Raw genomic sequence first — 25818 nt, forward strand, 5'->3', positions numbered from 1 at the left:
TCACGTTTTCAACCTCCCCTTCGCGAATAATCCCTCTTTACTTTTCAACTTTTAACGTTTGTAAGTATGCATTTAATGCATCAATTTGATCATCCGTTAAGTTGCCATATTTGCCAGTCATTTTGTTTCCTGGCTTCATATTTTCAGGATCTTTCAGCCATTTTTTTAAGTTTTCTTCATTGTTTTCGGCAATACCGGCAACCATATCGCGATCCGCAAAGTTTGCTAAGTTTGGTGCGATACGAGCGGAAGGTGGTCTACTATCATTAGATCCAACTGCGTGACAACCAATACAGCTTTTATTAAATATTTCTTGGCCCTCTTGCGCCTTTGTTGAAGCTACTTCTTTCTTCCCATCAATCTTCTTCATATCAGCAAGCCAATTTTTGTACTCGCTTTCATCTAAAGCTTTCACTTTAAATTGCATTAAAGAATGTGATGGGCCGCAAAATTCTGTACAAAAACCATTATAAGTGCCCGATTTATCTGCCTTTAACCACATTTTGTTCACATTGTCTGTATTTGTATCCATTTTCCCAGCTAAAGATGGAACCCAAAATGAGTGTTTAATATCGGCACCCTTCAAATTTAAATACACTTTCTTACCTGTGGGGATGACTAAATCTTGCGAAGTTACTATCTTTTCTGATTTATAAGAAAATTCCCACCAATAAAGATTCGCTGTTACATCAACAACGATAGTATCTTTATCAATATTCTTTTTCTCCATCGCACTTACATCAGCAAGTTTGAATGTATATGTAACCGTTGGAACAGCTAAGATTAGTAAAAGAATAATCGGAATAACTGTCCATATAATTTCTAGCTTGTGATTTCCTTCAACTTGCTCTGGAATATAATCTTCCTGACCTTTCTTTTGTCGGAAACGCACAATTACATACAAGAAAATAATAGTAACTACTAGTACTACTCCTACCATGATTGCACTCGCCAGTAGAAGTAAATCATATTGCATTTTTGCTACTTCTCCTTGCGGAATTAAAGTAGATTGAAAGGCTTTACCGCATCCCCCTAACAGTAAAGCCAGCAGTGAAACGAACGAAAGCAGTCGCCACTGTTTCTTCATACAAACAACCCCCACTTTCCTTGTGAATTAGATTGTACTTTATAGTTAAGTAAAGTAAATCTCAACGTAAAGAAATCCAATTATGTCGTTGTCTTAGAAGAATGTAACTACAATCATTGATACAAATAAGATTGTTAAATAATTTAGGGAATAAACAAACATTTGCACGGACCATTTTATGTCATCTTTCTTACGGAATCCATAAAATCCTAAAACGATCCATCCGATGTTAAGCAGTGTTGCAATTACCATAAATGTTATCCCTAGTCCACTCATATAAAATGGTAGTGGTAATAAACATACTGTCCAAATCATAATTTGGCGTTTCGTAATTTCAAATCCATGAACTACAGGAAGCATTGGAATTCCTGCATTTCGATATTCATCAACACGTTTCATCGCTAATGCAAGGAAATGTGGGATTTGCCAAATAAACATAATTAAAAATAACATCCAAGCAATTGGATGACCTAAAGATGGATCGATTGCTGCCCATCCAATTAAAGGTGGAACTGCACCAGATATACTACCTACAACAGTATTTAGTGTATACTTTCTCTTTGTCCATAAACTATATAGAACAACATATGTGAAAGCACCAATAAATCCCATTAAGACTGCCATTGGTGTTGTTAATAATAAAAATACAAAACCAAGAAGTAATATGACTAGTCCAAATGTAAGTGCAAATCCTGGTTTATACTTTCCAGTAACCGTTGGACGGGTCTTTGTTCTTTCCATTAATGGATCGATGTCTCGATCAATGTAGTTGTTTAAACAACATACCCCTGCCATAACTAATCCAGAACCAACGATTGTAAAGAATAACTTATCCAGATTGTCCATTACACTTAATCCATTAAAGTGTAATGCCAACCAAAATCCTGTAAATACAGTAAGTGTATTTGAGTTTACAATCCCCATTTTAACGAGTGCTTTTAAATCTTGTATCCGAGTTGTTTCCGGTACACTTGTAACAGCGGACTCATCATGCAGCTCACTTGTTGCATGGTTCATCACTCTAACCCCCTCTTAAAACTTTCATCTTTCTTTTTGCGCCTATTTCAAATGAAATAATTCGCTTCTATATAGCAATATTATTACAGTAGAAACATTGTTAACCCATTCTACTACTAATCTACGCCCATACTCCAATATATTAAATCATATTTCCCGAACATTTTGTGAAGAAAACATGAACTTTTTGTGTCGAATATAAAAAACTTCATTCTGACTTGTCCTTATCATAACATGATGTTACCTTCTATAATAAACTATTTTATCCTATTTAACACGTATTCTCCCCATTTCTTTTCAAAACAGCCTATTTTTCACCTAAATTTTTCCTTAGAAACCCTGTTTTTACACCTATTTTCTCCCCCTTTCCTTTCCCCTCCATTTCTTTGCTATTTTATTATTTTTTATATATCATAGGAACTAGCGCGTTTTATTCTATACATAATGGAATGAAAATATTTCGCAATAACTTCATAGCAGAAAGATGGTGAAAGAGATTGCAACGCTTTATTAAATGGTTAGCAGTCATTACAAGCCTTGATTTATTAATAGTTTTATTAGGAGGCGCTTTAGTTACAAAAACAGGTTCTGGTCAAGGTTGTGGTAAATCATGGCCACTTTGTAACGGTGAATTTGTTCCATCTAATTTATCAATGGAAACTATTATTGAACTTAGCCACCGATTAACATCAGGATCAGCTGGAATTCTTGTCACTCTCCTTTGTATTTTGTCCTGGAAATATTATAAACATGTGCGTGAAACAAAAACGTTAGCAATTTTATCCTTCGTATTTTTAGTTGCACAAGCATTAATGGGAGCAGCAGCAGTTGTTTGGGGACAAATGCCAGCTGTACTTGCTATCCATTTCGGTATTTCCTTAATTTCATTTGCTTCTGTCATTTTATTAACGTGTCTTATCTTTGAAATTGACCAAAAATTTGATGCACGTTCTCTTATTATGGACAAAAAAATGAAATTTCATATTTATGGTGTAACAATTTACAGTTATATCGTCGTCTACACAGGTGCTTTAGTACGTCACGAACGAGCTAGCTTAGCCTGTCCAGACTTTCCTTTATGTAGCAAAAACAGACCTATGCCAACTCAACTACATGAATGGGTTCAAATGGGCCATAGAGTTGCAGCAATGTTAATTTTCGCTTGGATACTTTACGCGATGATTCTCGCTATTCGTCATTACAAACAGCAACCTGTAGTATATTGGGGATGGATCATTTCATTTATCCTTGTTACACTTCAAGCTGTAGTAGGAATTTTAGTTGTATTTACAAACGCTAGTTTAGCAATGGCATTGTTACATTCTCTATTCATTTCTTGCTTGTTTGCCGTACTATGCTATTTAGTTATGTTAGGAACAAGAAGTAAAATGAATGCAAAAGAAGCCGGATCAACTCCTAAACAAACAAAATAATTTAAAACTAAAATCCCTTGCCAATTCGGCAAGGGATTTTTTGCAATAAAGAAAAGAGCTGTATTTACACAGCTCTTTTTTTTTATTTTAGTGATCTAATTCAATAAGTAAATCACCCGTTTGAATTGCATCACCATCGTTAACATATACTTTTTTCACTTTACCATTGAACGGCGCTTGAACTGTCGTTTCCATTTTCATCGCTTCTGTAATTGCCATAGAATCGCCTTTTTTCACTTCATCGCCTTCTTTTACAACTACTTTAATTACCGTTCCTGGCATTGTTGCACTAATGTGATTTGGATTTTCACGGTTTCCTTTCACACGTTGTGCAACTGTTGCTTTCACACTCTCGTCTTTCACGACAATTTCACGTGGTTGACCATTAAATTCCAAGTAAAGGACACGATTTCCATCCGGCTGTGGTTCTCCAATTGATACAAGTTTAACCATCAATGTCTTACCTTGTTCAATTTCCACATCAATTTCTTCACCTAGTCTCATACCATAGAAGAATGTCGGTGTATCAAGTACAGATACATTTCCATAAAGCTCAGCAACTTTTTCATAGTCCATAAATACTTTTGGATATAATGCATATGCAACTACATCAAAAATTGTTACTTCGCGTCCAAGTTTATGGAATAATTCTTCTTTTAACGCGTCGAAATCTACTGGCTCTAGTAGTTCACCTGGTCTTACTGTTAACGGCTCTTTCCCTTTTAAAATAATCTTTTGCAATTCTTTCGGGAAACCACCGTACGGTTGACCTAAATCACCAGAGAACATTTCAACAACAGATCCAGGGAAGTCCAAAGCATGTCCACGCTCTAAAACATCTTGTTCTGTCAGGTGGTTTTGAACCATAAATAACGCCATATCGCCAACAACTTTTGATGATGGTGTTACTTTTACAATATCTCCAAACATGTCATTCACACGACGGTACATTACTTTCACTTCATCAAAGCGATCTCCTAAACCAACCGCCTTCGCTTGTTGCTGAAGATTACTATACTGTCCACCTGGCATTTCATGCATATATACCTCTGTGTGAGGTGCATTCATACCACTTTCAAACGGTGCATAGTATTTGCGTACATCTTCCCAATAATGAGATAGCTTTTCTAAAGAATCGATATTAACATCTGGTTGTCTTTCATTTCCACCTAGTGCATAGAATAATGTGTTCGCACTCGGTTGTGACGTTTGACCAGCCATAGAACTCACTGCTACATCGACAATATCAACACCTGCTTCAATTGCCTTCGTATACGTTAATATACCATTTCCACTCGTATCGTGCGTATGCAGGTGAATCGGAATCGATACCGTCTCTTTTAATGCTGAAACTAAATCATATGCTGCGTTTGGTTTTAGTAAGCCAGCCATATCTTTAATACCTAAAATGTGAGCTCCCGATGCTTCCAACTCTTTTGCTAAGTTTTTATAATAATTCAAATCATATTTACTACGTAATGGATCATGAATATCTCCTGTGTAGCACATTGTTGCTTCTGCAATTTTACCAGTATCTCGTACAGCATCAATTGCAACTCTCATACCTTCTACCCAGTTTAAACTATCAAAAATACGGAACACATCAATGCCTGCTTGAGCAGAACACTCCACAAATTTTTGAATTAAATTATCTGGATAGTTTTTGTAGCCAACTGCGTTTGACGAACGTAGTAACATTTGAAATAAAACGTTCGGCATTTTTTCACGAAGATCTAGTAATCGTTCCCATGGATCTTCTTTTAAGAAACGATACGCGACATCAAACGTTGCACCGCCCCACATTTCAGCTGAGAATAGGTTTGGTAACATTCTCGCTGTTGGCTCTGCAATTTGATGTAAATCTTTTGTACGAATACGAGTTGCAAGTAATGACTGATGTGCATCACGGAATGTTGTATCCGTTAAAAGTACACGGTTTTGATCCTGTACCCATTTTACTAATCCATCTGCTCCACGCTCGTCCAAAATTTGTTTCGTTCCATTTTGGATTGGCTCTGAATGTTTTAAACATGGAATACGAGCATCTGGGAATATTGGCTTTTCTTTTTTCCCTACTCCTGGGAAGCCATTTACTGTTACTGAACCAATATAATTTAACATTTTCGTTCCGCGGTCTTTACGTTTCGGGAACAAGAATAGTTCAGGTGACACATCAATAAACGAAGTATCATATTCTCCTGATAAGAAGTTTTTATGTTTTACTACATTCTCTAGGAATGGAATATTTGTTTTAATACCACGAATACGGAATTCTTTTAAGTTACGTTCCATTTTTGCAGCAGCTTGCTCAAAAGTAAGTGCCCAAGTTGTAACTTTTACAAGTAAAGAATCGTAGTATGGTGTAATAACTGCACCTTGGAAGCTATTTCCTGTATCAAGACGCACACCAAAACCACCGCCTGATCGATACGCCATAATTTTTCCTGTATCCGGCATAAAATTATTTAGTGGGTCTTCAGTTGTTACACGAGATTGGATTGCAAATCCGTGTACAACCACTTCCTCTTGCTTCGGAACACCTACTATTTTACTATGTAATGCATGTCCATCAGCTATTAAAATTTGCGATTGAACGATATCGACTCCTGTGATCATCTCTGTAATCGTATGTTCTACTTGAACACGTGGATTTACTTCAATAAAGTAAAACTCATCATCTTTTACAAGGAATTCTACTGTTCCTGCATTTAAATAGTTTACATTTTTCGTTAACTTCACAGCAGCATCACAAATACGCTGACGCAGATCATCTGAAAGTGATACACTCGGTGCTATTTCTACAACTTTTTGATGACGACGTTGTACAGAACAGTCACGCTCGTATAAATGAACAACATTGCCTTCTTCATCTGCTAAAATTTGTACTTCTATATGTTTAGGTTTTTCAACGAATTTTTCGACGTAAACTTCATCATTACCAAAGGCTGCTTTCGCTTCTGATTTTGCTCGATTATATGATTCTCCTAATTCCTCACTAGTACGCACAATACGCATACCACGACCGCCACCACCAAGGGACGCTTTAATAATAATCGGGTAATCATACTTTTCAGCAAATTTTTCGACTTCTTCTAATGAATCTACTGGACCATCACTACCAGGTATAACTGGAATTTGTGCTAGCTGCGCTTGTGTTCTTGCTTTCACTTTATCTCCAAACATATCTAAATGCTTACTTTTCGGACCGATAAAGATAATTCCTTCTTCTTCGCAACGTTTCGCGAATTGAATATTTTCTGACAAGAAACCATATCCAGGGTGGATTGCATCTACATGATTACTTTTTGCAATCTCAATAATGCCTTCAATATCTAGATAAGCATCAATTGGTTTTTTTCCTTCCCCAACTAAATAGGACTCATCGGCTTTATAGCGATGATAAGAACCACTATCCTCTTTCGAATAGATTGCAACTGTTTTTAATCCAAGTTCCGAACAAGCTCGAAACACACGAATTGCAATCTCTCCACGGTTAGCTACCAATACTTTTTGAATACGTTGCAGCTTTGTCATGATTTTCCCCCTCTACTTTCCTACCACTCTAGAGATAAAATATATACACACCTTAAAAAGCGTGAAGTTCTTCACTTTCCACATTATATTATACTTAGAAAGCTTCACTTTATTTTTATCCATCATACCTTATTTTTTAACAAATGATAAGTTTTCTGTGCAATTTGTTTCACAAAAATAGTATAGCATACCTCTTCCTTTTCTAACAACTTAATTGTATATCACATTTAAACAAATGTGATATATCTTTTAACTGAAAGAGAAATTAATACATCATATTTAAAACTACTTGAAAATAAAAAACACATCCTGCTCTAAAGCACGATGTGTTTTTTATTTTACAACTACAAGATGTGGTCCATTTTGTTCTCTTTCTTTCATTAGACCATTCTGTTGTTTCTCTTGTCGTTTCACGTGACTAGCAATATTGAGTAGTATTCCCATTGCAAGTAGATTAGCTAATAAAGAACTTCCGCCGTAACTAACAAACGGTAATGGTACCCCTGTTAGCGGTATTACTCCAGACATACCACCGACATTGATAAACGTTTGAACTCCAAACAAGCTTGCAATTCCGATAGCTATTAAACTTCCAAATGGATCTGTACACTTTTGTGCAACTCTAAATGACCGAATAATAATAAGTAATAAACAGATTAAAATGATAGCTACACCTATAAAACCAAGTTCTTCAGATATAATTGCCATTATAAAATCCGTTTGCGGTTCTGGTAAATAACCATATTTTTGTACACTATTCCCTAAACCTCTACCATTAAGCCCTCCAGAAGCAATTCCAATAAATGAATTCACTAATTGAAATCCATCCTTTTGAGGATCATTAAACGGATCAAGGAAAACAGAAAAACGTGCCTTTTGATATGGATTTAATGCATAATTACCAAGAAGATATAGTGCCGGAATCCATACTATAGAAGTTAAAGCAATTCGTTTAATCCATAAGTTAACCTGTACTCCCGAACAAAGAAACATAATTCCTACTGTTCCTGCAATTAACAAATCAGTACCTAAATCATTTTGCTTTAATATTAAAAACATGATTATACCAACACCAATAAGTACTGGACCTGACCCTTTGGAAACAGGTGTATTCGTTTCTTGTCTTTTGGCAAAGAAATGAGCTAAGACAAGAATAACTGTTATCTTAACAAATTCTGCAGGCTGTATTCCAAATATCCAGCCGTTTGCACCGTTTACTTTCTTAGTGAAAAAGGCAGCTGCAGCTAATAAGGCAACACTAGCACCGTAACTCCCCAACAAAAAAATTCGTTTTCTCCAAACTTTATATGGGATAGTAGCAATAATTATTAATACTATTGTCCCAACAACTAAAGTAATTAATTGTCTTTTAAAAAAGAAATTTGCTGGTTTATCAAATCTCGAAATCGCAACAATGGAACTAGAACTATATACCATTATTACTCCCAGCACACATAAGATAACAAGAGGAAGTAACAATGAATAATCCATTGATTTCCATACTTTTTTCATTTCATTTCCTCTTTCTGTTTCAATTTAATTATTGTTGTATTCCATATGTACATTGATTCTTCCTGCTTTATTATACAAATAAAAAGCCCAAACTAATTTAGTTTGAGCCCCCTTATTTGAACCCGTTATTGTTGTTTGTTTGTAAACGCTTCATGAAGTGCAGATAACTCACGTTCGAGCTCACCTAACATTGCTTTCCCTTGTTCTTCTGCAATAAGACCAAGGCGAACTGCAAAATCGACCTCGCGGGATAGTCCAAACATTTGTGTGTCTAACACTTCTTCATATAATGGACATTGCGGCATTGTAAGATGGTCCATTTGCACCTTAATAAGTCTTAAAATCTTCTCTGCATCCGCTTGTAGAAGGGCTAGTGCCTTTTCCTGATGATTTGCTACTGTCTCAGACGCCAAATTGATTCCCTCCGTTTCCGTCCTACTCTCCTCTATCCTATCTATTAATATTAGCGATAGTTTTAATAAATTGCAATAGAAACATTTTTTGTGACAACAGTGTCTAATGCTATTATACTGAAAAGTGGGAGTATAACACAAATGGGGGAACAACAATGAGCGAAATTTTATTTATTAACGGAAAAGTACGTTTTCCAATCACTATTGATTCAACTGTTTGGATCTTTGATGATCGAAAAGTAGATTTGACAACTTACTTTGATGAAACTAGAGAAAACACGTCTGAACTAGAAACTTATTTAAAAAACACTTCAGAACATTGGGATCGTGAAATTCGTGATGGTGCTGCCTTCCCGCCGATACAACAAAGTGTAAAGAAATATAAAAAAGAACAGCTAATTACTGGAACATTTGGTATACCATTTCATCCATTCCTTGCTAACGCTGAAATTTTAGAGGACGCTACGCAAGTTGAAATTGAAACTGTAGATCATACAATGACACTTCCATTAGAAACTGTCAAAAATGCTATACTAGGTTTTTCAAAAGAAGGAAAGCCATTAAAAGAAGACGGACCTGTTCATCTCTATTTCAATGATGGATCTAATCGACAAAATCCAATCCGGAACATCCGTAAATTTACAATTATTTAAAGAAAAGGAGTGAGCTTAAGCTCACTCCTTTTTACAATAAATCTGCTGCTAGTTGAGCTAAATTAGATCGCTCCCCTTTAACAAACTTCACATGACCACTAATGCGCTGTTCTTTAAACTTCTCTACAACATACGTTAAGCCATTATTATATTCATCTAAATATGGGTGATCAATTTGCTGAGGATCTCCCATCAATACAATCTTACTCTTTTCCCCTACCCTAGTTAGTATCGTTTTCACTTCATGCTTTGTTAAATTTTGTGCTTCGTCAATGATAATGAACTGATCTGGAATACTTCTCCCGCGTATATAAGTAAGGGCTTCTACTTCAATTGAACCCATTCCAGCTAAAATAGCATCTAACTCTCCTGGCTTTTTCGTATTAAATAAATACTCTAGGTTATCAAAAATTGGTTGCATCCATGGTCTTAACTTTTCTTCTTTTTCTCCTGGTAAATAACCGATATCTTTTCCGACTGGGACAATTGGTCTTGCAACGAGTAATTTTTTATATAACCCTAAGTCTTCTGTTTGCATAAGTCCCGAAGCTAACGCAAGTAACGTTTTTCCTGTGCCGGCTTTCCCCGTTAATGTTACAAGCGGAATATCTTCACGAAGCAACAATTCTAACCCCATAATTTGCTGCACGTTTCGTGGTCGTATCCCCCACACTTGTTCATTGTGAAAAATAAGTTTCTTTACCTTCTTACCTAAGTGATCCACAATGCCAAGCGCAGAACTAGAGCCCCCTAATGCATCTTTCATTACTACAAATTGATTTGGGTAAAAAGGGTGATTCGCAATTTCAGATAGAGGCAATTCACCTTTCTCATAAAAATAATCCAATTGTTCTTTTGATATATATCCTTCTAAAAAGCCAGAATATATATTTTCTACTTCAATTACGCGATCACTTAAATAATCTTCAGCCTTCAAACCAATTGCATCAGCTTTTACCCTTACGAGTACATCTTTACTTACTAAAATAACAGACTTCCCGTCCTCTTTTTCCTGTTCTTCTAAAGATAGATTTTTTGCTACAGCTAAAATTCGATTATCATTTGTTTTTTCTACAAAAATATCTTGTAGTTGCACAAATGAACGATGGTTTAATTCAATACGAAATGTTCCGCCATTTTCTAGCGGGATACTTTCATGCAGCTTTCCTATTTCACGAAATTTATCTATTAACTTAGATACATAACGAGCATTTCGTCCTACTTCATCCATATAACGTTTTTTCGAATCAACCTCTTCTAATACAACTGCTGGAATCACTACTTCATTGGTTTCAAATGAAAAAATAGATAAAGGATCCTGCAAAAGTACATTCGTATCTAACACATAAATTTTATCCAACCTGTTACCCCCTGACTCCACTTTTAAATTTGTAGAACAAGGGTTTCATCCATAAAATATGGACGAACCATTGTTATAATTATATGTACCGTGTAAACGAGGTAGAATCGAAAATCATAGTCATTAAACCTTTTATTTATTCTTTATTCATTTCTATTCAATATATTACTTTTTATTATAATTATTAACGTTAAATCACAATAACCGATTACAAAAGTGAATAAACGAATTTCTTATTTAGCACATTTATAATTCTCTTATTCCTACTAGCACTTCGTTATCCAGCTTTTTGGCCGCCCGAAGATCGTATGTTTTTTCATATGTTGGTTCAATTGCAAGTTTCGCACCATAAAACATAACATCACGTACTTCTTGCACATTAACTTCTATTACAGTTAATTTCAAAGAAATACCTTCCATTCTATCTGTCAAAATTTCACCTGCACCACTTATAGAAAATACGGATTCATTCGCCATTATAGTCAATACTACACCTGTATTATGCCTTATATTTTCCACAATACGTGAACGTTGATCTACTGCAAATCGAATACTAGTTTTGCTCACTGCATACACCCAAGAAATAGCACTTACGTTAGGAACTTGTTTTTCGAAATCTGTCGTTGCTATCATCACAATACACTCTTTACGCAACGTTTGTACTAAACCCTCTGTTAAAGTAGGCTCTACTACATTCGCCATATTTTCACCTCCAAACATACTTGGTATATCCTTATCATAACTTATTTTTCGAATTGCGAAAATATTATTTTTTCCCACTATTATTCAAAAACATTATACTTCCATGATATACTTATACTGATAGAATTCGTATTGAGGTGACGAAATGAGAGTCAAATGTATGATTTGTGATAAAAAAGATATGTTAGATGATGAAAATCCTATGGCAAAAAAACTGCGTAATCGCCCTATTCATACATATATGTGCATGGAATGTTCGGAACGAATTGCAGAGCGTACAATGGAACGTCATGCAAGTGGTAATTTCCGATTATATCGTGATAAAAAAGTCGAAGACGATTGGTAAAATGTAAATAAGTCCTTAATCATATAGATAAGGACTTATTTATATTTTTCAGGTTCACGATTCATTTGATCCAAGAAACAATCAATAGCTTCTAATGGAAACCTTGCAGATTTCCTTTCCCCATTCATTTCATATATAATTAAATACATTTCCTCGTTCTTTTTAACTTCCACATTTTTTAATTTATGTTCTTCATATATCATATTTTGAAATAACAAATACGTTTCTTTTGCAGCACTATCATCCGGACGTGCTTCCGCAACTGTTTTAATTGTTAACCAATTATATAGTGCATCTTGTACTGAACGCATAAAACTTCGCCCCCTCACCCTGCTTTTTGTTGTTTCGCTTGACGCAAACGCAATCTATAAATTCCAAGTACAATTGCCGCTACAACAAGTCCTTCTCCAACAGGTAAAAATACAGCAAAAAAGGTTAATACTGTACATCCAATTGCTAATGATATGTATATTACTATATTTTTTAGTACAGACAACTTTCTAGCAAATCCTAAATTATAGACGAGAGCACTTAATATAATAATCGTCCCATAAAGTAACCACATTCCTAACTCTGGATTTTCATCAACTTTACATAATTTCGCAAAAAAAGACATTCTTTCTAACACTATTTATCCCCCCTTCTCATAAAAAACAAAATTTCTTTATGTACTTAATACAAGAGTAACCTGCGAAAAAAATACTGTCCACTAAAAAGAGTAAATATTCTAAAAAATAAATATAAAAAAACAGCTACCTTTAAGGTAGCTGTTTTTTATGCTTCTACAGATTTCTTTTTCTTAGCAGCTCTTTCACGTTCGCTCTTATCAAGAATCTTTTTACGTAAACGAATTGATTCTGGAGTTACTTCACAGAACTCATCATCGTTTAAGTACTCTAATGACTCTTCTAGAGTCATTAAGCGTGGTTTTTTCATTGTTGAAGTTTGATCTTTCGTTGCAGAACGAATGTTAGTTTGTTGTTTCATTTTCACAACGTTAACTGTTAAGTCGTTCTCACGAGTATGTTCTCCTACGATCATACCAGCATATACTTCTGTACCTGGTTCAACGAAGATTACACCACGGTCTTCAACTTGCATAATGCCGTATTGTGATGCTTTTCCTGTTTCAAGTGAAACTAGAACACCTTGGCGACGTCCACCCACTTGTCCAGCATGTACTGGTTGGTAGCAATCGAATGTATGGTTTAAAATACCGTAACCACGAGTTAATGTTAGGAATTCTGTTGTGTAACCAATTAAACCACGTGCCGGAACCATGAAAGTAAGGCGAACTTGACCGTTTCCGTTATTCACCATATCTAACATTTCACCTTTACGTGCACCCATTGATTCCATAATAGAACCAGTGTATTCTTCAGGAACATCGATTTGTACGCGCTCTACAGGTTCACATCTTACGCCATCGATATCTTTAATAATTACTTCAGGCTTAGATACTTGTAGTTCATAACCTTCACGACGCATGTTTTCAATTAAGATAGATAAATGCAATTCCCCGCGTCCAGATACGATCCATGCATCAGGAGAATCTGTATTATCTACACGTAAACTTACATCTGTTTCTAATTGTGAACGAAGACGCTCTTCAATTTTACGAGATGTAATAAATTTACCTTCACGACCTGCAAATGGGCTGTTATTTACAAGGAATGTCATTTGTAGCGTTGGCTCATCAATACGTAATAATGGTAAAGCCTCTTCATGCTCAACCGGACATACCGTTTCACCTACGTTAATGTCTTCCATACCTGAAACAGCTACTAAATCTCCAGCTTTTGCTTCTTCAATTTCTTGACGTTTTAATCCAATGTAACCGAATAATTTCGTTACGCGGAATTGTTTTACACTTCCGTCAACTTTCATTAAAGCAACTTGTTGTCCAACCTTCATTGTACCGCGGAATACGCGTCCAACTCCAATACGTCCAACGTAGTCGTTGTAATCAAGAAGTGCTACTTGGAATTGAAGTGGCTCTTCGCTGTTATCAACTGGTGCTGGAATATGTTCGATAATTGTATCGAATAATGATTTCATATTCTCTTCTTGATTTGCCGGATTTGAATCCAAGCTTGCTGTTCCGTTCATTGCTGATGCAAATACAACTGGGAACTCTAATTGATCTTCGTTTGCACCAAGTTCGATGAATAAGTCAACTACTTCATCAACTACTTCATCAGGGCGAGCGAAGTCACGGTCAATTTTGTTTACAACAACGATTGGAGTTAAGTTTTGCTCAAGAGCTTTCTTTAAAACAAATCGTGTTTGTGGCATACAACCTTCATATGCATCAACAACAAGTAGAACACCATCAACCATTTTCATGATACGTTCTACTTCTCCACCGAAGTCAGCGTGACCTGGTGTATCTAAAATGTTAATTCTTTTATCTTCATAGTGAATCGCTGTATTCTTCGCTAAAATTGTAATACCGCGTTCTCTTTCTAGATCATTTGAATCCATTGCGCGTTCTTCAATATGTTCATTCGCACGGAATGTCCCCGCTTGACGTAATAACTGGTCAACAAGTGTTGTTTTACCATGGTCAACGTGGGCAATAATTGCTATATTACGTAAATCTTGTCGTTTTTTCAACATGTCCAACTCCTAATGTCTTTTTAATCCTTCTCTATTATAAGAGCGAAGGGGATACAATAGCAATTAAAATAAAAGCAAGAATGAAAATATAGTTGTATTCTTACTTTTGTGAAAGTAAAATGAGATTGGAGGGTGAAGAAATGGAACACATTCAATATCGCTTTTTATTAACCGCAATTATCGGTGTTATTTTCTTAATCGGTATCGGCATTATGATTGCTGAAAATAGTCCAATCGGTATTATTATTTGCATTATCGGTACATTTGTTGCAGTTGGATACGGTTTTGTAACAAAAAGAAAAATGCGCAAATCACAATAACGCTAAAAAGTAAGAAGCTTATACATAGCCTCTTACTTTTTTTGTGGCTCTGATATAAAAGATAACACTTCTTCATACACTCCTGGTTTTGCAACTAGCACACTGCTCTTCTCTATGATAGAAAGTGGCGCTCCAGAGAATGTCGTTACCTTCCCTCCAACTTCTTCTACAATTATCTGTCCTCCGCCAAAATCCCATGGTGATAATCTCGGCGTTACATATGCATCTATTCTTCCTGTTGCAACGTACACCATCTCTAACGCTGCACAGCCATACGATCTCGTGCCCCTTGCTTTCTTAACAAGTGCCATCATACTTTCCATATTAAGCAATGGATTATCTGTAAGCCATACCGCATTTAAAGCTACAATACCTTGCTCTACAGTTCCTTTTTCCAATGGAGGAATTGATATATCATTACAAAAAGCTCCAGAACCCTTGACTGCATGATATAGTTCATCATGTACTGGATCATAAATAAGTCCAATCTTTCCGATACCGTTCTCATAAATCCCAATTGAAATTGCAAAATTTCTTTTTTGATGAACAAAGTTCATCGTGCCGTCAATTGGATCAATTAACCAAACAACCCCGTCAGAAGACGTTATCTCGTCTCCATAACCTTCTTCTCCTAAAATATTATGATTCGGGAATGTTTCTTTAATTTTCCCAATTAAAAACTGTTCTATCTCTCGGTCCATATTTGTAACTAAGTCAGCTGCATTGGATTTTGTTTCTATAATAAGTGCTTTTTTCATGGATGCCATTAAATGCTCTCCTGCATCCCGAATCCACCGTTTGGCGTGTGCATCGATGTCTTTCCATACTTCTTGCATGTTTAAACACTCCGATCTTTACTGTTCACAGAAAAAACGAACCCTTTATAAGGTTCGCACCAACTAATTTTTTATACATATACTATTATTACGCTTCTAAACGAATCATTTCAAGTCTTAACACTTCTAACTTTTGTACACACTCTTCTTTTTTCTGTTTATCATCTTCCATCATCGCATCATATAAAGTTGCTAATTCATAATCTAGCTCCAAACGTAGCACCGGTATTCTCTTTTCGGCATCTGTTCTCTTTAACGCATTAATCACCTGTCTCATATTATTTGCCTCCTCCCAATATTCGTCTGCCCTCGGACTAGAATTAATTCAATTTTCTGATTTTTTGTTTTATACTATACTATGTTGGATAAATCATCTATGCAACAAAATTATATTTTTTTATTTAAATTTTTTTGTGCTGTTTTTTTTTATGAATAGTACAAGCTATGCTAAAATAAAAGCAAAATAGGAGTTGGAGGAACAATCATGACAATACAAACATTCAAGTCAACTGATTTTGATGTCTTTACAGTTGATGGTCTCGAAGAACGAATGAGTGCAATTAAAACGAACATTCATCCTAAGCTAGAAGCTTTAGGGGAACAATTTGCAGAATACTTATCCCAACACACTGATGAGAACTTTTTTTATCATGTTGCAAAACACGCACGTCGCAAAGTCAATCCACCAAACGATACTTGGGTTGCTTTTTCAACAAATAAACGAGGATATAAAATGCTACCGCATTTCCAAATCGGCTTATGGGGTACTCATGCCTTCATATACTTTGGTTTAATCTATGAGTGTCCACAAAAAGTTGAGACGGCTCATGCCTTCTTAGAACATTTAAATGATTTAAAAACAAATATTCCAAATGACTTCGTTTGGTCCATTGACCATACTAAACCAAGTGTGAAATTACATAAAACACTTGAAACCGAAGACTTACAAAAGATGATTGAACGACTAGCTACTGTAAAAAAAGCAGAATTATTAGTTGGTATTCATATATCACCAGAGGAGTTTTCAGCAATGACCAACGAACAATTCCTTGCTAAGATTGAATCTACGATGCAATCACTCCTTCCTTTATATGCACTTTGTAATCGATAGTAGAAAACGGACAATTTATATTGTCCGTTTTTAGTTGTTATCACATTATATCACTTCAGTTTTTATTTTTCAAAATATTTTTTACATTTTTACAAGCTTTTGTTCTTCGACTTCCTTTGCTCTTTGAATAGCACGATATATAGAGTATCCACTTACTTCTTGAAACTCTTTATCAATTTTCTTTTCTTCTGCTTTCGATGGAACAATCTCTTTAAAACGACGATATAAACCCATTAATTCTTCTCTTATAATTCCTTTTTCATAAGCTTTCTCAATTGCTTCATAAAACTTCACAATTATAACCATTTCCTCATTTGACCAATCATAATCTAACGGATATTGATATTCCATTTCGCACCTCATTTATCATTTCTTCTTGTTTCATTATGCTATCTTAAAGAGAATGTTTTATTCTTCATTATAGCCACTCTGCATTATACACTATTTATTCATTTTAATGGAATTGTCTTCCTCCATTCATTAGTTGAGGCTAACTATTAAACATACTCACCTTAAAAATATTTTTTTCTATACATCTATAATTATTGGTGATATAATGCTTTTGTTTTATAGAAAATAAAGTGAAGCTACCATCTCAAAACCGATTTTTTGAATGGCAGAAAAACAAGCCTCATTCTAAAAAAAGGACTTACCTTTTTTAGAGCAGGATTATATAAAACAAATTAAATATTATGAAGAAGAAGGGGTGTATAGATTGTCCCAATACGAAACACCATTGTTTACCGCTTTAGTTGAGCACAGTAAGCGAAATCCAATTCAATTCCATATTCCTGGTCATAAAAAAGGACAAGGCATGGATCCTACATTTCGCGAATTTATTGGGCATAATGCATTAGCAATTGATTTAATTAATATTGCGCCACTCGATGATTTACATCATCCAAAAGGTATGATTAAAGAAGCACAGGATTTAGCAGCCGCTGCATTCGGTGCAGATCATACTTTCTTTTCTATTCAAGGTACAAGTGGCGCTATTATGACAATGGTGATGAGCGTTTGCGGTCCTGGTGACAAAATCCTAGTACCACGAAACGTGCATAAATCAGTAATGTCAGCTATTATTTTCTCAGGTGCAAAACCGATTTTCATGCATCCTGAAATCGATCCGAAACTCGGTATTTCTCATGGAATCACAATTCAATCTGTCAAAAAAGCACTTGAAGAGCACTCAGATGCAAAGGGCTTACTTGTTATTAACCCAACGTACTTTGGATTTGCTGCAGACTTAGAACAGATTGTACAATTAGCACATTCTTATGACATCCCTGTACTAGTCGACGAGGCTCATGGTGTTCATATTCATTTTCACGATGAATTGCCGATGTCAGCGATGCAAGCTGGTGCAGACATGGCAGCAACAAGTGTTCACAAATTAGGAGGCTCTTTAACTCAAAGTTCTATTCTTAATGTGAAAGAAGGCTTGGTGAATGTAAAACATGTCCAATCTATTATTAGCATGCTTACAACTACATCAACTTCTTACATCTTGTTAGCATCACTTGATGTTGCGAGAAAACGTCTTGCTACAGAAGGAACAGCACTCATAGAACAAACAATACAATTAGCTGAACATGTTCGTGATGCTATAAATTCTATTGAGCATCTTTACTGTCCTGGAAAAGAAATGTTAGGTACAGATGCTACCTTTAACTATGATCCTACAAAGATAATTGTATCTGTAAAAGATTTAGGTATTACCGGCCACCAAGCTGAAGTATGGCTTAGAGAGCAATATAACATTGAAGTAGAACTCTCAGATCTATACAACATACTATGTCTTATCACTTTAGGAGACACAGAAAGTGATACAAATACACTTATTGCAGCATTACAAGATTTAGCAGCAACATTTAGAAATAGGGCAGATAAAGGTGTTCAAGTACAAGTAGAGATTCCAGAAATTCCAGTGCTAGCACTTTCTCCTCGAGATGCTTTTTATTCGGAAACAGAAGTCATTCCATTTGAAAATGCAGCGGGTCGTATTATAGCTGATTTTGTTATGGTTTATCCGCCAGGGATTCCAATCTTTACTCCGGGGGAAATTATTACACAAGAAAACTTAGAGTATATTCGTAAAAACTTAGAAGCAGGTTTACCTGTACAAGGTCCTGAAGATATGACATTACAAACATTACGTGTTATTAAAGAGTACAAGCCTATCAGTTGATAGGCTTTTTTTCACCTTTTTTCCTTTTCTTCATACGATACTAAAGAATGTAACGTATAGGTGGGGATACTATTATGATTGTAATAGGCCGTTCTATTGTACATCCTTATATTACAAATGAATATGAGCCATTTGCAGCAGAGAAACAACAAATTTTATCAATAATGGCAGGAAATCAAGAAGTTTATTCCTTCCGAACAGCTGATGAACTCAGCTTTGATCTCAATTTACGAGTTAATATTATTATCTCTGCACTAGAACTTTTTCAAAGTGGATTTCAGTTTCGCACATTTCAACAATCCTTTTGCAACCCCCAGTATTGGAAAAGAACATCCCTTGGAGGATTCGAGCTTCTTCCAAACATACCACCTTCTATTGCCATACAAGATATTTTCAAAAACGGAAAACTATATGGAACTGAATGCGCAACCGCTATGATCATTATTTTTTATAAAGCTTTATTATCATTGTATGAGGAAGAAACTTTCAATCGTCTATTTGCAAACCTTTTACTTTATACATGGGACTACGATCAAGATCTACGACTCATAACAAAAAACGGTGGCGATCTTGTTCCAGGTGACCTCGTTTACTTTAAAAATCCACAAGTGAATCCAGCTACGATTGAGTGGCAAGGAGAAAACACAATCTATTTAGGAAATTTCTTTTTTTACGGACATGGCGTAGGTGTAAAAACAAAAGAAGAAATTATTTATTCATTAAATGAACGACGAGTCCCTTACGCTTTTATTTCAGCTTTCTTGACCGATACTATTACCCGTATAGATAGCCGTATAATGAGCCAATACGCTTCTTCTAGTACACCACAGACATCCATAAGCTTTATTCCAATTAGAGATGATGCAATCGTTGCAACAGTTGGCCATACAACTACAATTTATTAAAAAAGCGCCTACACATGTAGGCGCTTTTTCTTATTATTAAGCTTTTGTATGTTCTTTATGGTCACATTCGCAATGAGATCCACATTTCCCGTATAGTACTGTTGATTTTTCATCTTCAAAATGTCCAATTGTTCCTTCACATACTTGGCATACGATTGTTCCCATTTTCATTTCCCCCTGAGTTTTAATAGTAATCTATTTATCTATCATTAAGCTTTCGCATTATCTTTTCTAGCACAGTCACAATTTGTTCCACATTTTCCGTAAAGTACTGTCGTTTTCTCATCTTCAAAATGTCCGATTGTTCCTTCACATACTTGGCATACGATTGTTCCCATTTTTCATTTCCCCCTAAGTTTATGGTCCTAAAAACTTTTAGCTGTCCATTTCCTATCAATTATTGGGCTTTTGTATGCTCTGTGTGATCACATCCGCAAGATCCACATTTCCCGTAAAGTACCGTTACTTTCTCATCTTCGAAGTGTGCAATTGTACCTTCACAATCTTGACATACGATTGTTCCCATTTTTCATTTCCCCCTAAGTTTATAATCCCAAAAACTTTTTTGTAACCGCTTAACTTTCTGTCTTTATTTTAATATGTTATACTTTTTACGTCAATAGGTTTTTAGTATAACACATTAAATATTTTAAATTTTAATTAGTATGCGATATTCAAATAAAAAACAGCCATATTTATAAGTACGACTGTTTCACATTAATTATTCTTCATATTCCGCATGTAAAGAAGTTGACGGAACTAGAAATTTGAAAAACTGAGCTAACTCCTTCGCTTCCTCTTCTGATCCTAATTTAAAAATCTCCTGTATATATTGAACATTCTCTACATCATCTCTTCCGAGTAAAGTAGACCTTCCTGTTTGCATACAAACAATGAGCGGTTTTCCAAAAAACATATTTGTATAAATAACACCAAAATCATAACGTGTATCATGTGTCATAAACCCTAAAAATCGTACCTTCACACTTTCATGCTCATCATACAATTTTTCAAACATTGGTTTCCACCTTTCTACATCACGTTTCATTAATAGTATATTAAACAAAACATGTAATACTCCTTTTAATTGTCAAAAAATTCAGTAGGATGTAGAATGATAGTATTCTACTAAGTTAGGGGGAACTTATATGCAACACGCCTTTATTACGCTTGTACCAAAATCCAACCAACAATCTGTTTCAATAGATGATATAAAACAACTTTTTCATTATTATAAAACAGTTACTTCTAAAACTGGTGCCCAAATTAATTACACGTATACAAATACCGCTTTTCCTTATGAAATTTTAGATACATCTACAACAACATTAAAACTTCAATCTAATCACGACCGGTATGACTCAATTTATATTGGTGTTGGTATAGAAAATGAACAATTTTTCATCCAAGTTTCTTTACCACCTAATGCAACATATGGTGACAAAGGGAAAGCAAATGAATTTTGCCGTTTTTTAGCGAAGAAATTAGAAGGAGAGTTACAATTATTTAATGGAAGAACAATGTATTTTTATAAACGTTAATTTAAAAAATAAATAATACGATTAAAAATAGTATACAATTCGAACATGTAAGAAATAACGCTTGCTTTCTTACGTGTAATACAAAATACGCTATTACATAGGCTAAATACAGGAATACGAAAAAAAGAATAACTTTATAATGAAACTTATCACCATTCGATAATGTTAATACAGTGGAAAAGCCACTCCATAGTAGTAAATGATAAAATATAACATGTAATATTTTCATGGAACCTTCTCCTTTGACATGCTCTATTTTATTAATATATGGGGTTAAGTTTGAATCAATTACATATTATAGGATGATATATATTACCTTTGAAGTAAGTTACGCCTAAATCATTTGTTAAAGTATTATATATTCATTCGACAAGTACGTTTAAAGACCTTGCAAGTCATTTGATGAAAATAAAAATAGCCCCTCTCTTACAATAAGAGAGGGGCTATTTACATTACTTAAATTATTTTACAATGTGAATTGGCATTCCAAGAGCAACTTCAGCTGCTTCCATTGTGATTTCACCTAATGTTGGGTGAGCATGGATTGTTTGAGCGATATCTTCAGCTGTCATTCCAGCTTCGATAGCTAAACCAATCTCAGAGATAATATCAGAAGCACCTGCACCTGCAACTTGAGCACCTACAAGAAGACCATCTTCTTTACGTGTTACAAGTTGTAGGAAACCGTCAGTGCTGTTTAATGATAATGCACGACCGTTAGCAGCGAATGGGAACTTAGATACAGTTACAGTCATTCCAGCTTCTTCAGCTTGTTTTTTAGTGTAACCAACAGATGCTAATTCTGGATCAGTGAAGCATACTGCAGGAATTCCGATGTAATCGATAGCTGATGCATGGCCACTAATTGCTTCTACAGCTACTTTACCTTCGTAAGAAGCTTTGTGAGCTAATGGTGGTCCAGGAACGATATCACCGATTGCATAGATGTTTGGTACATTTGTACGACATTGCTCATCGATTTCGATGATGCCGCGGTCAGTCATTTTAACTCCAACTTGCTCAAGACCGATTTCTTGAGTGTTTGGACGACGACCTACAGTTACTAATACGTAATCTGCTTCTACAGTTTGGATTTCACCTTTAACTTCAAAGCTAACTTTTACGCCAGTTTCTGTTTCTTCAACGCCTTTAGCCATAGCTTTTGTATGGATATTTACGTTACCTTTTTTCTGTAGAGCACGTTTAACAACAGAGCTCATAGCTTTTTCGAAACCAGCTAAGATTTCGTCGCCAGCTTCTACTACAGTAACTTCTGTACCGAAGTTAGCATATGCAGTACCTAATTCCATACCGATGTAACCGCCGCCGATTACAACAAGTTTTTTAGGAATTTCAGGTAAGCTTAAAGCACCTGTAGAGTTGATAACACGTTTAGAGTATTTGAATCCTGGAATTTCGATTGGTGTAGAACCAGTTGCAAGAACAGCATTTTTAAACGTATAAGTTTGAGCTGCATCTTCAGTCATAACGCGTAATGTATTAGCATCTACGAAGTAAGCTTCACCGCGAATGATTTCAACTTTGTTACCTTTAAGAAGGCCTTCAACACCGCCAGTTAATTTCTTAACTACGCCGTTTTTCCATTCTTGAACTTTTGTAAAGTCAACTTTTACGTTCTCTGCAGTGATACCCATGTCATCAGAATGCATTGCATTCTCATAACGATGACCTGCATTGATTAACGCTTTTGAAGGAATACATCCAACGTTTAAGCATACGCCACCAAGGTTAGCTTTTTCAATGATTGCTACCTTTTGACCTAATTGTGCTGCACGAATTGCCGCAACGTATCCACCAGGACCTGCACCAACAACGACTGTATCTAATTCAATTGGGAAATCTCCTACTACCATTGTTATTACGCCTCCATTACTAATAATTGTGGGTCATTCAATAGACGTTTAATTTGGTTTAACGCTTTTTGAGCAGTTGCGCCGTCAATTAAACGATGGTCAAAGCTTAGAGATAATGCTAATACTGGAGCTGCAACGATCTCACCATTTTTCACAACTGGTTTTTCAGCGATACGGCCGATACCAAGGATTGCTACTTCTGGGTGATTGATAACTGGAGTGAACCATTGTCCACCTGCAGAACCAATGTTTGTAATTGTGCAAGAAGCACCTTTCATTTCAGTTGGAGCTAGACGACCTTCACGTGCTTTACCAGCAAGATCATTGATCTCGTTAGAAATAGTGAAGATAGACTTACGATCTGTATCTTTAACAACTGGTACTAATAGACCTTTGTCTGTATCAGCTGCGATACCGATGTTGAAGTAATGTTTATGAACTACTTCTTGAGATGCATCGTCTAAAGAAGTGTTTAACATTGGGTATTCACGTAATGCAGATGTTAAAGCTTTAACAACGTATGGAAGGTAAGTTAATTTAATACCTTTGTCAGCTGCTACTGCTTTGAACTTCTTACGGTGAGCAACAAGCTCAGTTACATCAACTTCATCCATTAATGTTACGTGAGGAGCTGTGTGTTTAGAGTTAACCATTGCTTTCGCAATCGCTTTACGGATACCACTCATTTTCTCACGAGTTTCTGGATATTCACCAGCTGGAATTGGTTGTGCTTTTGGTGCTTCTTCTTTCGCTGCTGCTGGAGTAGCTTCTACTGCTGCTGGAGCCTCAGTTGCTGCTACAGTTTGTCCACCATTTGCAAATGCATCGATGTCAGCTTTTACGATACGGCCGTTCTTACCAGTACCAGCTACTTTATGAATGTCTACACCTTTTTCACGAGCGTATTTACGAACAGATGGCATAGCGATTACGCGCTCATTTACTACTTCTGCAGTTGCTGCTGGAGTAGCTTCCGCTGCTGGAGCTTCTACTGCTGCTTCTTCAGCTTTTGGAGCTTCATCATGATCGTCACCTTTAAATTTAAGGTTTTCGTATCCAGGAGCATCAAATTTAATTAATGTATCTCCTACGATTGCAACTGTTCCTTCTTCTACAAGTACTTCAAGTACTTTACCTTTAACAGGAGAAGGGATTTCTACTACTGCTTTATCATTTTGTACTTCAAGAAGTACATCGTCTTCATTTACTTCATCGCCTGGTTTAATAAACCATTTTACGATTTCACCTTCGTGGATACCTTCACCGATATCTGGTAGTTTAAATTCAAATGCCACGGAATTCAGCCCCCTGATTCATTTCATTATTATGGAATATGTACAAAAGAAACCAGCATGTGCTGATTTCTTTTGCACATGAAAAACTAAAAATTAGAAGTTCATTACTTTGTTTACAGCTTCAACAATATCCTTGTGGTTTGGTAACCATACGCTCTCTGCTTGAGAGAATGGGAATACTGTATCAGCAGCTGCAACACGTACAACTGGAGCTTCTAAGTTTAAGATTGCACGGTCGTTAATTTCCGCTACAACGTTAGCTGCAATACCAGCTTGTTTTTGAGCTTCTTGAACTACAACTACGCGACCTGTTTTTTCAACAGAAGCGATGATTGTTTCGATATCTAATGGTTGAACTGTACGTAAGTCAACAACCTCTAAAGAGATACCTTCTTTTTCAAGTTCTTCAGCAGCTTTTAATGCAGCGTGAACCATAGCACCGTAAGCGATAACAGATACATCTGTACCTTCACGTTTGATATCAGCTTTACCTAAATCAATTGTGTATTCGCCTTCTGGTACATCTTGACGGAATGAACGGTACAATTTCATATGCTCTAAGTAGATAACTGGATCGTTGTCACGAATCGCAGAGATTAAAAGACCTTTAGCATCGTATGGAGTAGATGGAATAACAACTTTTAGACCAGGTTGTTGAGCCACTAATCCTTCTAAGCTATCAGCATGTAGTTCAGGAGTATGAACACCACCACCGAATGGAGAACGAACTGTTACTGGAGCAGTCCAACGTCCACCAGAACGGTAACGCATACGAGCCAATTGACCAGAAATTGAATCCATTACTTCAAAAACGAAACCGAAGAATTGGATTTCTGGAACTGGACGGAATCCTTCAAGTGCAAGACCAACTGCAAGTCCACCAATACCAGACTCTGCAAGTGGAGTATCCATTACACGATCTTCACCAAATTCAGCTTGTAAACCTTCAGTAGCACGGAATACACCACCGTTTACACCAACGTCTTCACCAAATACAAGTACGTTAGGATCATTTTTCATTTCAACGCGTAAAGCATCAGTGATTGCTTGAATCATTGTCATTTGAGCCATG

At 35.8% G+C, this 25818-nt stretch carries 29 protein-coding genes; 8 read left to right on the forward strand and 21 right to left on the reverse strand.

The annotated features are described in order from the left end of the window. Positions 1-37: 37 nt before the first annotated feature. Both coxB and ctaB read right to left on the reverse strand, forming a co-directional pair. Positions 38-1087 (reverse strand): cytochrome c oxidase subunit II, encoded by a 1050-nt coding sequence (coxB, locus tag OXT04_RS07115; RefSeq protein WP_000745273.1) that lies wholly within the window; start codon positions 1085-1087, stop codon positions 38-40. 93 nt (positions 1088-1180) lie between these two features. Then, the gene (gene ctaB, locus OXT04_RS07120; RefSeq protein ID WP_001015054.1) at positions 1181-2104 is read right to left on the reverse strand and encodes a protoheme IX farnesyltransferase; all 924 of its coding nucleotides are present in this window, start codon (positions 2102-2104) and stop codon (positions 1181-1183) included. 497 nt (positions 2105-2601) lie between these two features. Between ctaB and ctaA the strand changes: the two genes are divergently transcribed. Next, entirely contained in the window at positions 2602-3537 is a 936-nt protein-coding gene (ctaA, locus tag OXT04_RS07125) for a heme A synthase (protein ID WP_097822636.1), read from the forward strand. A gap of 87 nt (positions 3538-3624) precedes the next feature. Here ctaA and pyc read toward each other — a convergent pair whose 3' ends face one another. The 3 genes from pyc to OXT04_RS07140 all read right to left on the reverse strand — a co-directional run bounded on the left by pyc (position 3625) and on the right by OXT04_RS07140 (position 8996). Continuing rightward, complete coding sequence (pyc, locus tag OXT04_RS07130) at positions 3625-7071, reverse strand: pyruvate carboxylase (RefSeq protein ID WP_000164055.1); 3447 nt, start codon at positions 7069-7071, stop codon at positions 3625-3627. 333 nt (positions 7072-7404) lie between these two features. Next, a complete protein-coding gene (locus OXT04_RS07135) occupies positions 7405-8583 on the reverse strand; it encodes an FtsW/RodA/SpoVE family cell cycle protein (RefSeq protein ID WP_016512362.1) in 1179 nt (392 codons plus the stop codon). Positions 8584-8708: 125 nt separating this feature from the next. Next, the gene (locus OXT04_RS07140; RefSeq protein WP_000135694.1) at positions 8709-8996 is read right to left on the reverse strand and encodes an Fpa/YlaN family protein; all 288 of its coding nucleotides are present in this window, start codon (positions 8994-8996) and stop codon (positions 8709-8711) included. 155 nt (positions 8997-9151) lie between these two features. Between OXT04_RS07140 and OXT04_RS07145 the strand changes: the two genes are divergently transcribed. Further along, on the forward strand, positions 9152-9649 hold the full coding sequence (locus OXT04_RS07145) for a molybdopterin-binding protein (RefSeq protein WP_267414064.1): 498 nt from the start codon (positions 9152-9154) through the stop codon (positions 9647-9649). A gap of 31 nt (positions 9650-9680) precedes the next feature. On the opposite strand, the gene OXT04_RS07150 is transcribed toward OXT04_RS07145, so the two are convergent. Next, a complete protein-coding gene (locus tag OXT04_RS07150) occupies positions 9681-11009 on the reverse strand; it encodes a PhoH family protein (RefSeq protein WP_000358083.1) in 1329 nt (442 codons plus the stop codon). A 246-nt stretch (positions 11010-11255) separates the two neighbouring features. Further along, positions 11256-11711, reverse strand: a complete 456-nt coding sequence (locus tag OXT04_RS07155) for a pyridoxamine 5'-phosphate oxidase family protein (RefSeq protein ID WP_000024600.1) — start codon at positions 11709-11711, stop codon at positions 11256-11258. 145 nt (positions 11712-11856) lie between these two features. On the opposite strand from OXT04_RS07155, the gene OXT04_RS07160 reads away from it, so the two are divergent. Further along, positions 11857-12057 (forward strand): YlaI family protein, encoded by a 201-nt coding sequence (locus OXT04_RS07160; protein WP_001995040.1) that lies wholly within the window; start codon positions 11857-11859, stop codon positions 12055-12057. Between the two features lie 35 nt (positions 12058-12092). Here the strand turns inward: OXT04_RS07160 and OXT04_RS07165 are convergent, their stop codons facing one another. From OXT04_RS07165 to typA, 3 genes are all read right to left on the reverse strand, one after another. After that, the gene (locus OXT04_RS07165) at positions 12093-12368 is read right to left on the reverse strand and encodes a hypothetical protein (protein WP_065229297.1); all 276 of its coding nucleotides are present in this window, start codon (positions 12366-12368) and stop codon (positions 12093-12095) included. A 14-nt stretch (positions 12369-12382) separates the two neighbouring features. After that, complete coding sequence (locus tag OXT04_RS07170) at positions 12383-12685, reverse strand: YlaH-like family protein (RefSeq protein ID WP_000893662.1); 303 nt, start codon at positions 12683-12685, stop codon at positions 12383-12385. A 146-nt stretch (positions 12686-12831) separates the two neighbouring features. Beyond that, on the reverse strand, positions 12832-14676 hold the full coding sequence (gene typA, locus OXT04_RS07175) for a translational GTPase TypA (RefSeq protein WP_000914752.1): 1845 nt from the start codon (positions 14674-14676) through the stop codon (positions 12832-12834). A 140-nt stretch (positions 14677-14816) separates the two neighbouring features. Between typA and OXT04_RS07180 the strand changes: the two genes are divergently transcribed. Next, positions 14817-14996 (forward strand): DUF5325 family protein, encoded by a 180-nt coding sequence (locus OXT04_RS07180; RefSeq protein ID WP_000400123.1) that lies wholly within the window; start codon positions 14817-14819, stop codon positions 14994-14996. Positions 14997-15028: 32 nt separating this feature from the next. Here the strand turns inward: OXT04_RS07180 and OXT04_RS07185 are convergent, their stop codons facing one another. Further along, complete coding sequence (locus tag OXT04_RS07185; protein WP_065229298.1) at positions 15029-15832, reverse strand: inositol monophosphatase family protein; 804 nt, start codon at positions 15830-15832, stop codon at positions 15029-15031. An 88-nt stretch (positions 15833-15920) separates the two neighbouring features. Further along, complete coding sequence (locus OXT04_RS07190; protein ID WP_001250164.1) at positions 15921-16109, reverse strand: hypothetical protein; 189 nt, start codon at positions 16107-16109, stop codon at positions 15921-15923. A 207-nt stretch (positions 16110-16316) separates the two neighbouring features. Between OXT04_RS07190 and OXT04_RS07195 the strand changes: the two genes are divergently transcribed. Next, positions 16317-16943 (forward strand): YktB family protein, encoded by a 627-nt coding sequence (locus tag OXT04_RS07195; protein ID WP_000155318.1) that lies wholly within the window; start codon positions 16317-16319, stop codon positions 16941-16943. Between the two features lie 81 nt (positions 16944-17024). Here OXT04_RS07195 and OXT04_RS07200 read toward each other — a convergent pair whose 3' ends face one another. Beyond that, positions 17025-17294, reverse strand: a complete 270-nt coding sequence (locus OXT04_RS07200) for a UPF0223 family protein (RefSeq protein ID WP_000456546.1) — start codon at positions 17292-17294, stop codon at positions 17025-17027. 364 nt (positions 17295-17658) lie between these two features. On the opposite strand from OXT04_RS07200, the gene speA reads away from it, so the two are divergent. Beyond that, positions 17659-19131 carry an arginine decarboxylase gene (gene speA, locus OXT04_RS07205; RefSeq protein ID WP_000084899.1) on the forward strand — a complete coding sequence of 491 codons (1473 nt, stop codon included), beginning with the start codon at positions 17659-17661 and terminating at the stop codon, positions 19129-19131. 74 nt (positions 19132-19205) lie between these two features. Further along, entirely contained in the window at positions 19206-20036 is an 831-nt protein-coding gene (locus OXT04_RS07210; protein ID WP_000635337.1) for a protein-glutamine gamma-glutamyltransferase, read from the forward strand. A 36-nt stretch (positions 20037-20072) separates the two neighbouring features. Here OXT04_RS07210 and OXT04_RS07215 read toward each other — a convergent pair whose 3' ends face one another. The 4 genes from OXT04_RS07215 to OXT04_RS07230 form a co-directional block, all read right to left on the reverse strand. After that, positions 20073-20201 (reverse strand): GapA-binding peptide SR1P, encoded by a 129-nt coding sequence (locus tag OXT04_RS07215; RefSeq protein ID WP_000536796.1) that lies wholly within the window; start codon positions 20199-20201, stop codon positions 20073-20075. A 44-nt stretch (positions 20202-20245) separates the two neighbouring features. Beyond that, positions 20246-20374 (reverse strand): GapA-binding peptide SR1P, encoded by a 129-nt coding sequence (locus OXT04_RS07220; RefSeq protein WP_000536803.1) that lies wholly within the window; start codon positions 20372-20374, stop codon positions 20246-20248. Positions 20375-20433: 59 nt separating this feature from the next. Then, positions 20434-20562, reverse strand: coding sequence for a GapA-binding peptide SR1P (locus OXT04_RS07225; protein ID WP_000536778.1), 129 nt, complete (start codon positions 20560-20562; stop codon positions 20434-20436). A gap of 195 nt (positions 20563-20757) precedes the next feature. After that, the gene (locus OXT04_RS07230) at positions 20758-21054 is read right to left on the reverse strand and encodes a DUF3055 domain-containing protein (protein ID WP_000462038.1); all 297 of its coding nucleotides are present in this window, start codon (positions 21052-21054) and stop codon (positions 20758-20760) included. A 130-nt stretch (positions 21055-21184) separates the two neighbouring features. On the opposite strand from OXT04_RS07230, the gene OXT04_RS07235 reads away from it, so the two are divergent. Then, positions 21185-21577: a DUF1885 family protein gene (locus OXT04_RS07235; protein ID WP_001163297.1), complete on the forward strand. Its 393-nt coding sequence runs from the start codon at positions 21185-21187 to the stop codon at positions 21575-21577. A gap of 1 nt (position 21578) precedes the next feature. Here OXT04_RS07235 and OXT04_RS07240 read toward each other — a convergent pair whose 3' ends face one another. The 4 genes from OXT04_RS07240 to pdhB all read right to left on the reverse strand — a co-directional run bounded on the left by OXT04_RS07240 (position 21579) and on the right by pdhB (position 25817). Then, positions 21579-21806: a hypothetical protein gene (locus OXT04_RS07240; RefSeq protein ID WP_000697470.1), complete on the reverse strand. Its 228-nt coding sequence runs from the start codon at positions 21804-21806 to the stop codon at positions 21579-21581. A 232-nt stretch (positions 21807-22038) separates the two neighbouring features. Further along, positions 22039-23451 (reverse strand): dihydrolipoyl dehydrogenase, encoded by a 1413-nt coding sequence (gene lpdA / locus OXT04_RS07245; protein WP_000260104.1) that lies wholly within the window; start codon positions 23449-23451, stop codon positions 22039-22041. Between the two features lie 5 nt (positions 23452-23456). Continuing rightward, positions 23457-24746: a pyruvate dehydrogenase complex dihydrolipoyllysine-residue acetyltransferase gene (gene pdhC, locus OXT04_RS07250; RefSeq protein WP_000863420.1), complete on the reverse strand. Its 1290-nt coding sequence runs from the start codon at positions 24744-24746 to the stop codon at positions 23457-23459. A gap of 93 nt (positions 24747-24839) precedes the next feature. After that, positions 24840-25817 (reverse strand): pyruvate dehydrogenase complex E1 component subunit beta, encoded by a 978-nt coding sequence (gene pdhB / locus OXT04_RS07255; RefSeq protein WP_000068163.1) that lies wholly within the window; start codon positions 25815-25817, stop codon positions 24840-24842. Position 25818 lies beyond the last annotated feature (1 nt).

It is taken from the genome of Bacillus sp. GC_Bacil_1 (genome assembly GCF_026540675.1).
Lineage (GTDB): Bacteria > Bacillota > Bacilli > Bacillales > Bacillaceae_G > Bacillus_A > Bacillus_A cereus.

Bases quoted from the DNA above. Each gene is read 5' to 3' on its own strand.
- coxB (WP_000745273.1), bottom strand. From the start codon at position 1,087: ATGAAGAAACAGTGGCGACTGCTTTCGTTCGTTTCACTGCTGGCTTTA.
- ctaB (WP_001015054.1), bottom strand. From the start codon at position 2,104: ATGAACCATGCAACAAGTGAGCTGCATGATGAGTCCGCTGTTACAAGT.
- pyc (WP_000164055.1), bottom strand. From the start codon at position 7,071: ATGACAAAGCTGCAACGTATTCAAAAAGTATTGGTAGCTAACCGTGGA.
- OXT04_RS07135 (WP_016512362.1), bottom strand. From the start codon at position 8,583: ATGAAAAAAGTATGGAAATCAATGGATTATTCATTGTTACTTCCTCTT.
- OXT04_RS07145 (WP_267414064.1), top strand. From the start codon at position 9,152: ATGAGCGAAATTTTATTTATTAACGGAAAAGTACGTTTTCCAATCACT.
- OXT04_RS07155 (WP_000024600.1), bottom strand. From the start codon at position 11,711: ATGGCGAATGTAGTAGAGCCTACTTTAACAGAGGGTTTAGTACAAACG.
- OXT04_RS07160 (WP_001995040.1), top strand. From the start codon at position 11,857: ATGAGAGTCAAATGTATGATTTGTGATAAAAAAGATATGTTAGATGAT.
- OXT04_RS07165 (WP_065229297.1), bottom strand. From the start codon at position 12,368: ATGCGTTCAGTACAAGATGCACTATATAATTGGTTAACAATTAAAACA.
- typA (WP_000914752.1), bottom strand. From the start codon at position 14,676: ATGTTGAAAAAACGACAAGATTTACGTAATATAGCAATTATTGCCCAC.
- OXT04_RS07180 (WP_000400123.1), top strand. From the start codon at position 14,817: ATGGAACACATTCAATATCGCTTTTTATTAACCGCAATTATCGGTGTT.
- OXT04_RS07185 (WP_065229298.1), bottom strand. From the start codon at position 15,832: ATGCAAGAAGTATGGAAAGACATCGATGCACACGCCAAACGGTGGATT.
- OXT04_RS07190 (WP_001250164.1), bottom strand. From the start codon at position 16,109: ATGAGACAGGTGATTAATGCGTTAAAGAGAACAGATGCCGAAAAGAGA.
- OXT04_RS07195 (WP_000155318.1), top strand. From the start codon at position 16,317: ATGACAATACAAACATTCAAGTCAACTGATTTTGATGTCTTTACAGTT.
- OXT04_RS07200 (WP_000456546.1), bottom strand. From the start codon at position 17,294: ATGGAATATCAATATCCGTTAGATTATGATTGGTCAAATGAGGAAATG.
- OXT04_RS07210 (WP_000635337.1), top strand. From the start codon at position 19,206: ATGATTGTAATAGGCCGTTCTATTGTACATCCTTATATTACAAATGAA.
- OXT04_RS07215 (WP_000536796.1), bottom strand. From the start codon at position 20,201: ATGGGAACAATCGTATGCCAAGTATGTGAAGGAACAATTGGACATTTT.
- OXT04_RS07220 (WP_000536803.1), bottom strand. From the start codon at position 20,374: ATGGGAACAATCGTATGCCAAGTATGTGAAGGAACAATCGGACATTTT.
- OXT04_RS07225 (WP_000536778.1), bottom strand. From the start codon at position 20,562: ATGGGAACAATCGTATGTCAAGATTGTGAAGGTACAATTGCACACTTC.
- OXT04_RS07230 (WP_000462038.1), bottom strand. From the start codon at position 21,054: ATGTTTGAAAAATTGTATGATGAGCATGAAAGTGTGAAGGTACGATTT.
- OXT04_RS07235 (WP_001163297.1), top strand. From the start codon at position 21,185: ATGCAACACGCCTTTATTACGCTTGTACCAAAATCCAACCAACAATCT.
- OXT04_RS07240 (WP_000697470.1), bottom strand. From the start codon at position 21,806: ATGAAAATATTACATGTTATATTTTATCATTTACTACTATGGAGTGGC.
- lpdA (WP_000260104.1), bottom strand. From the start codon at position 23,451: ATGGTAGTAGGAGATTTCCCAATTGAATTAGATACAGTCGTTGTTGGT.
- pdhB (WP_000068163.1), bottom strand. From the start codon at position 25,817: ATGGCTCAAATGACAATGATTCAAGCAATCACTGATGCTTTACGCGTT.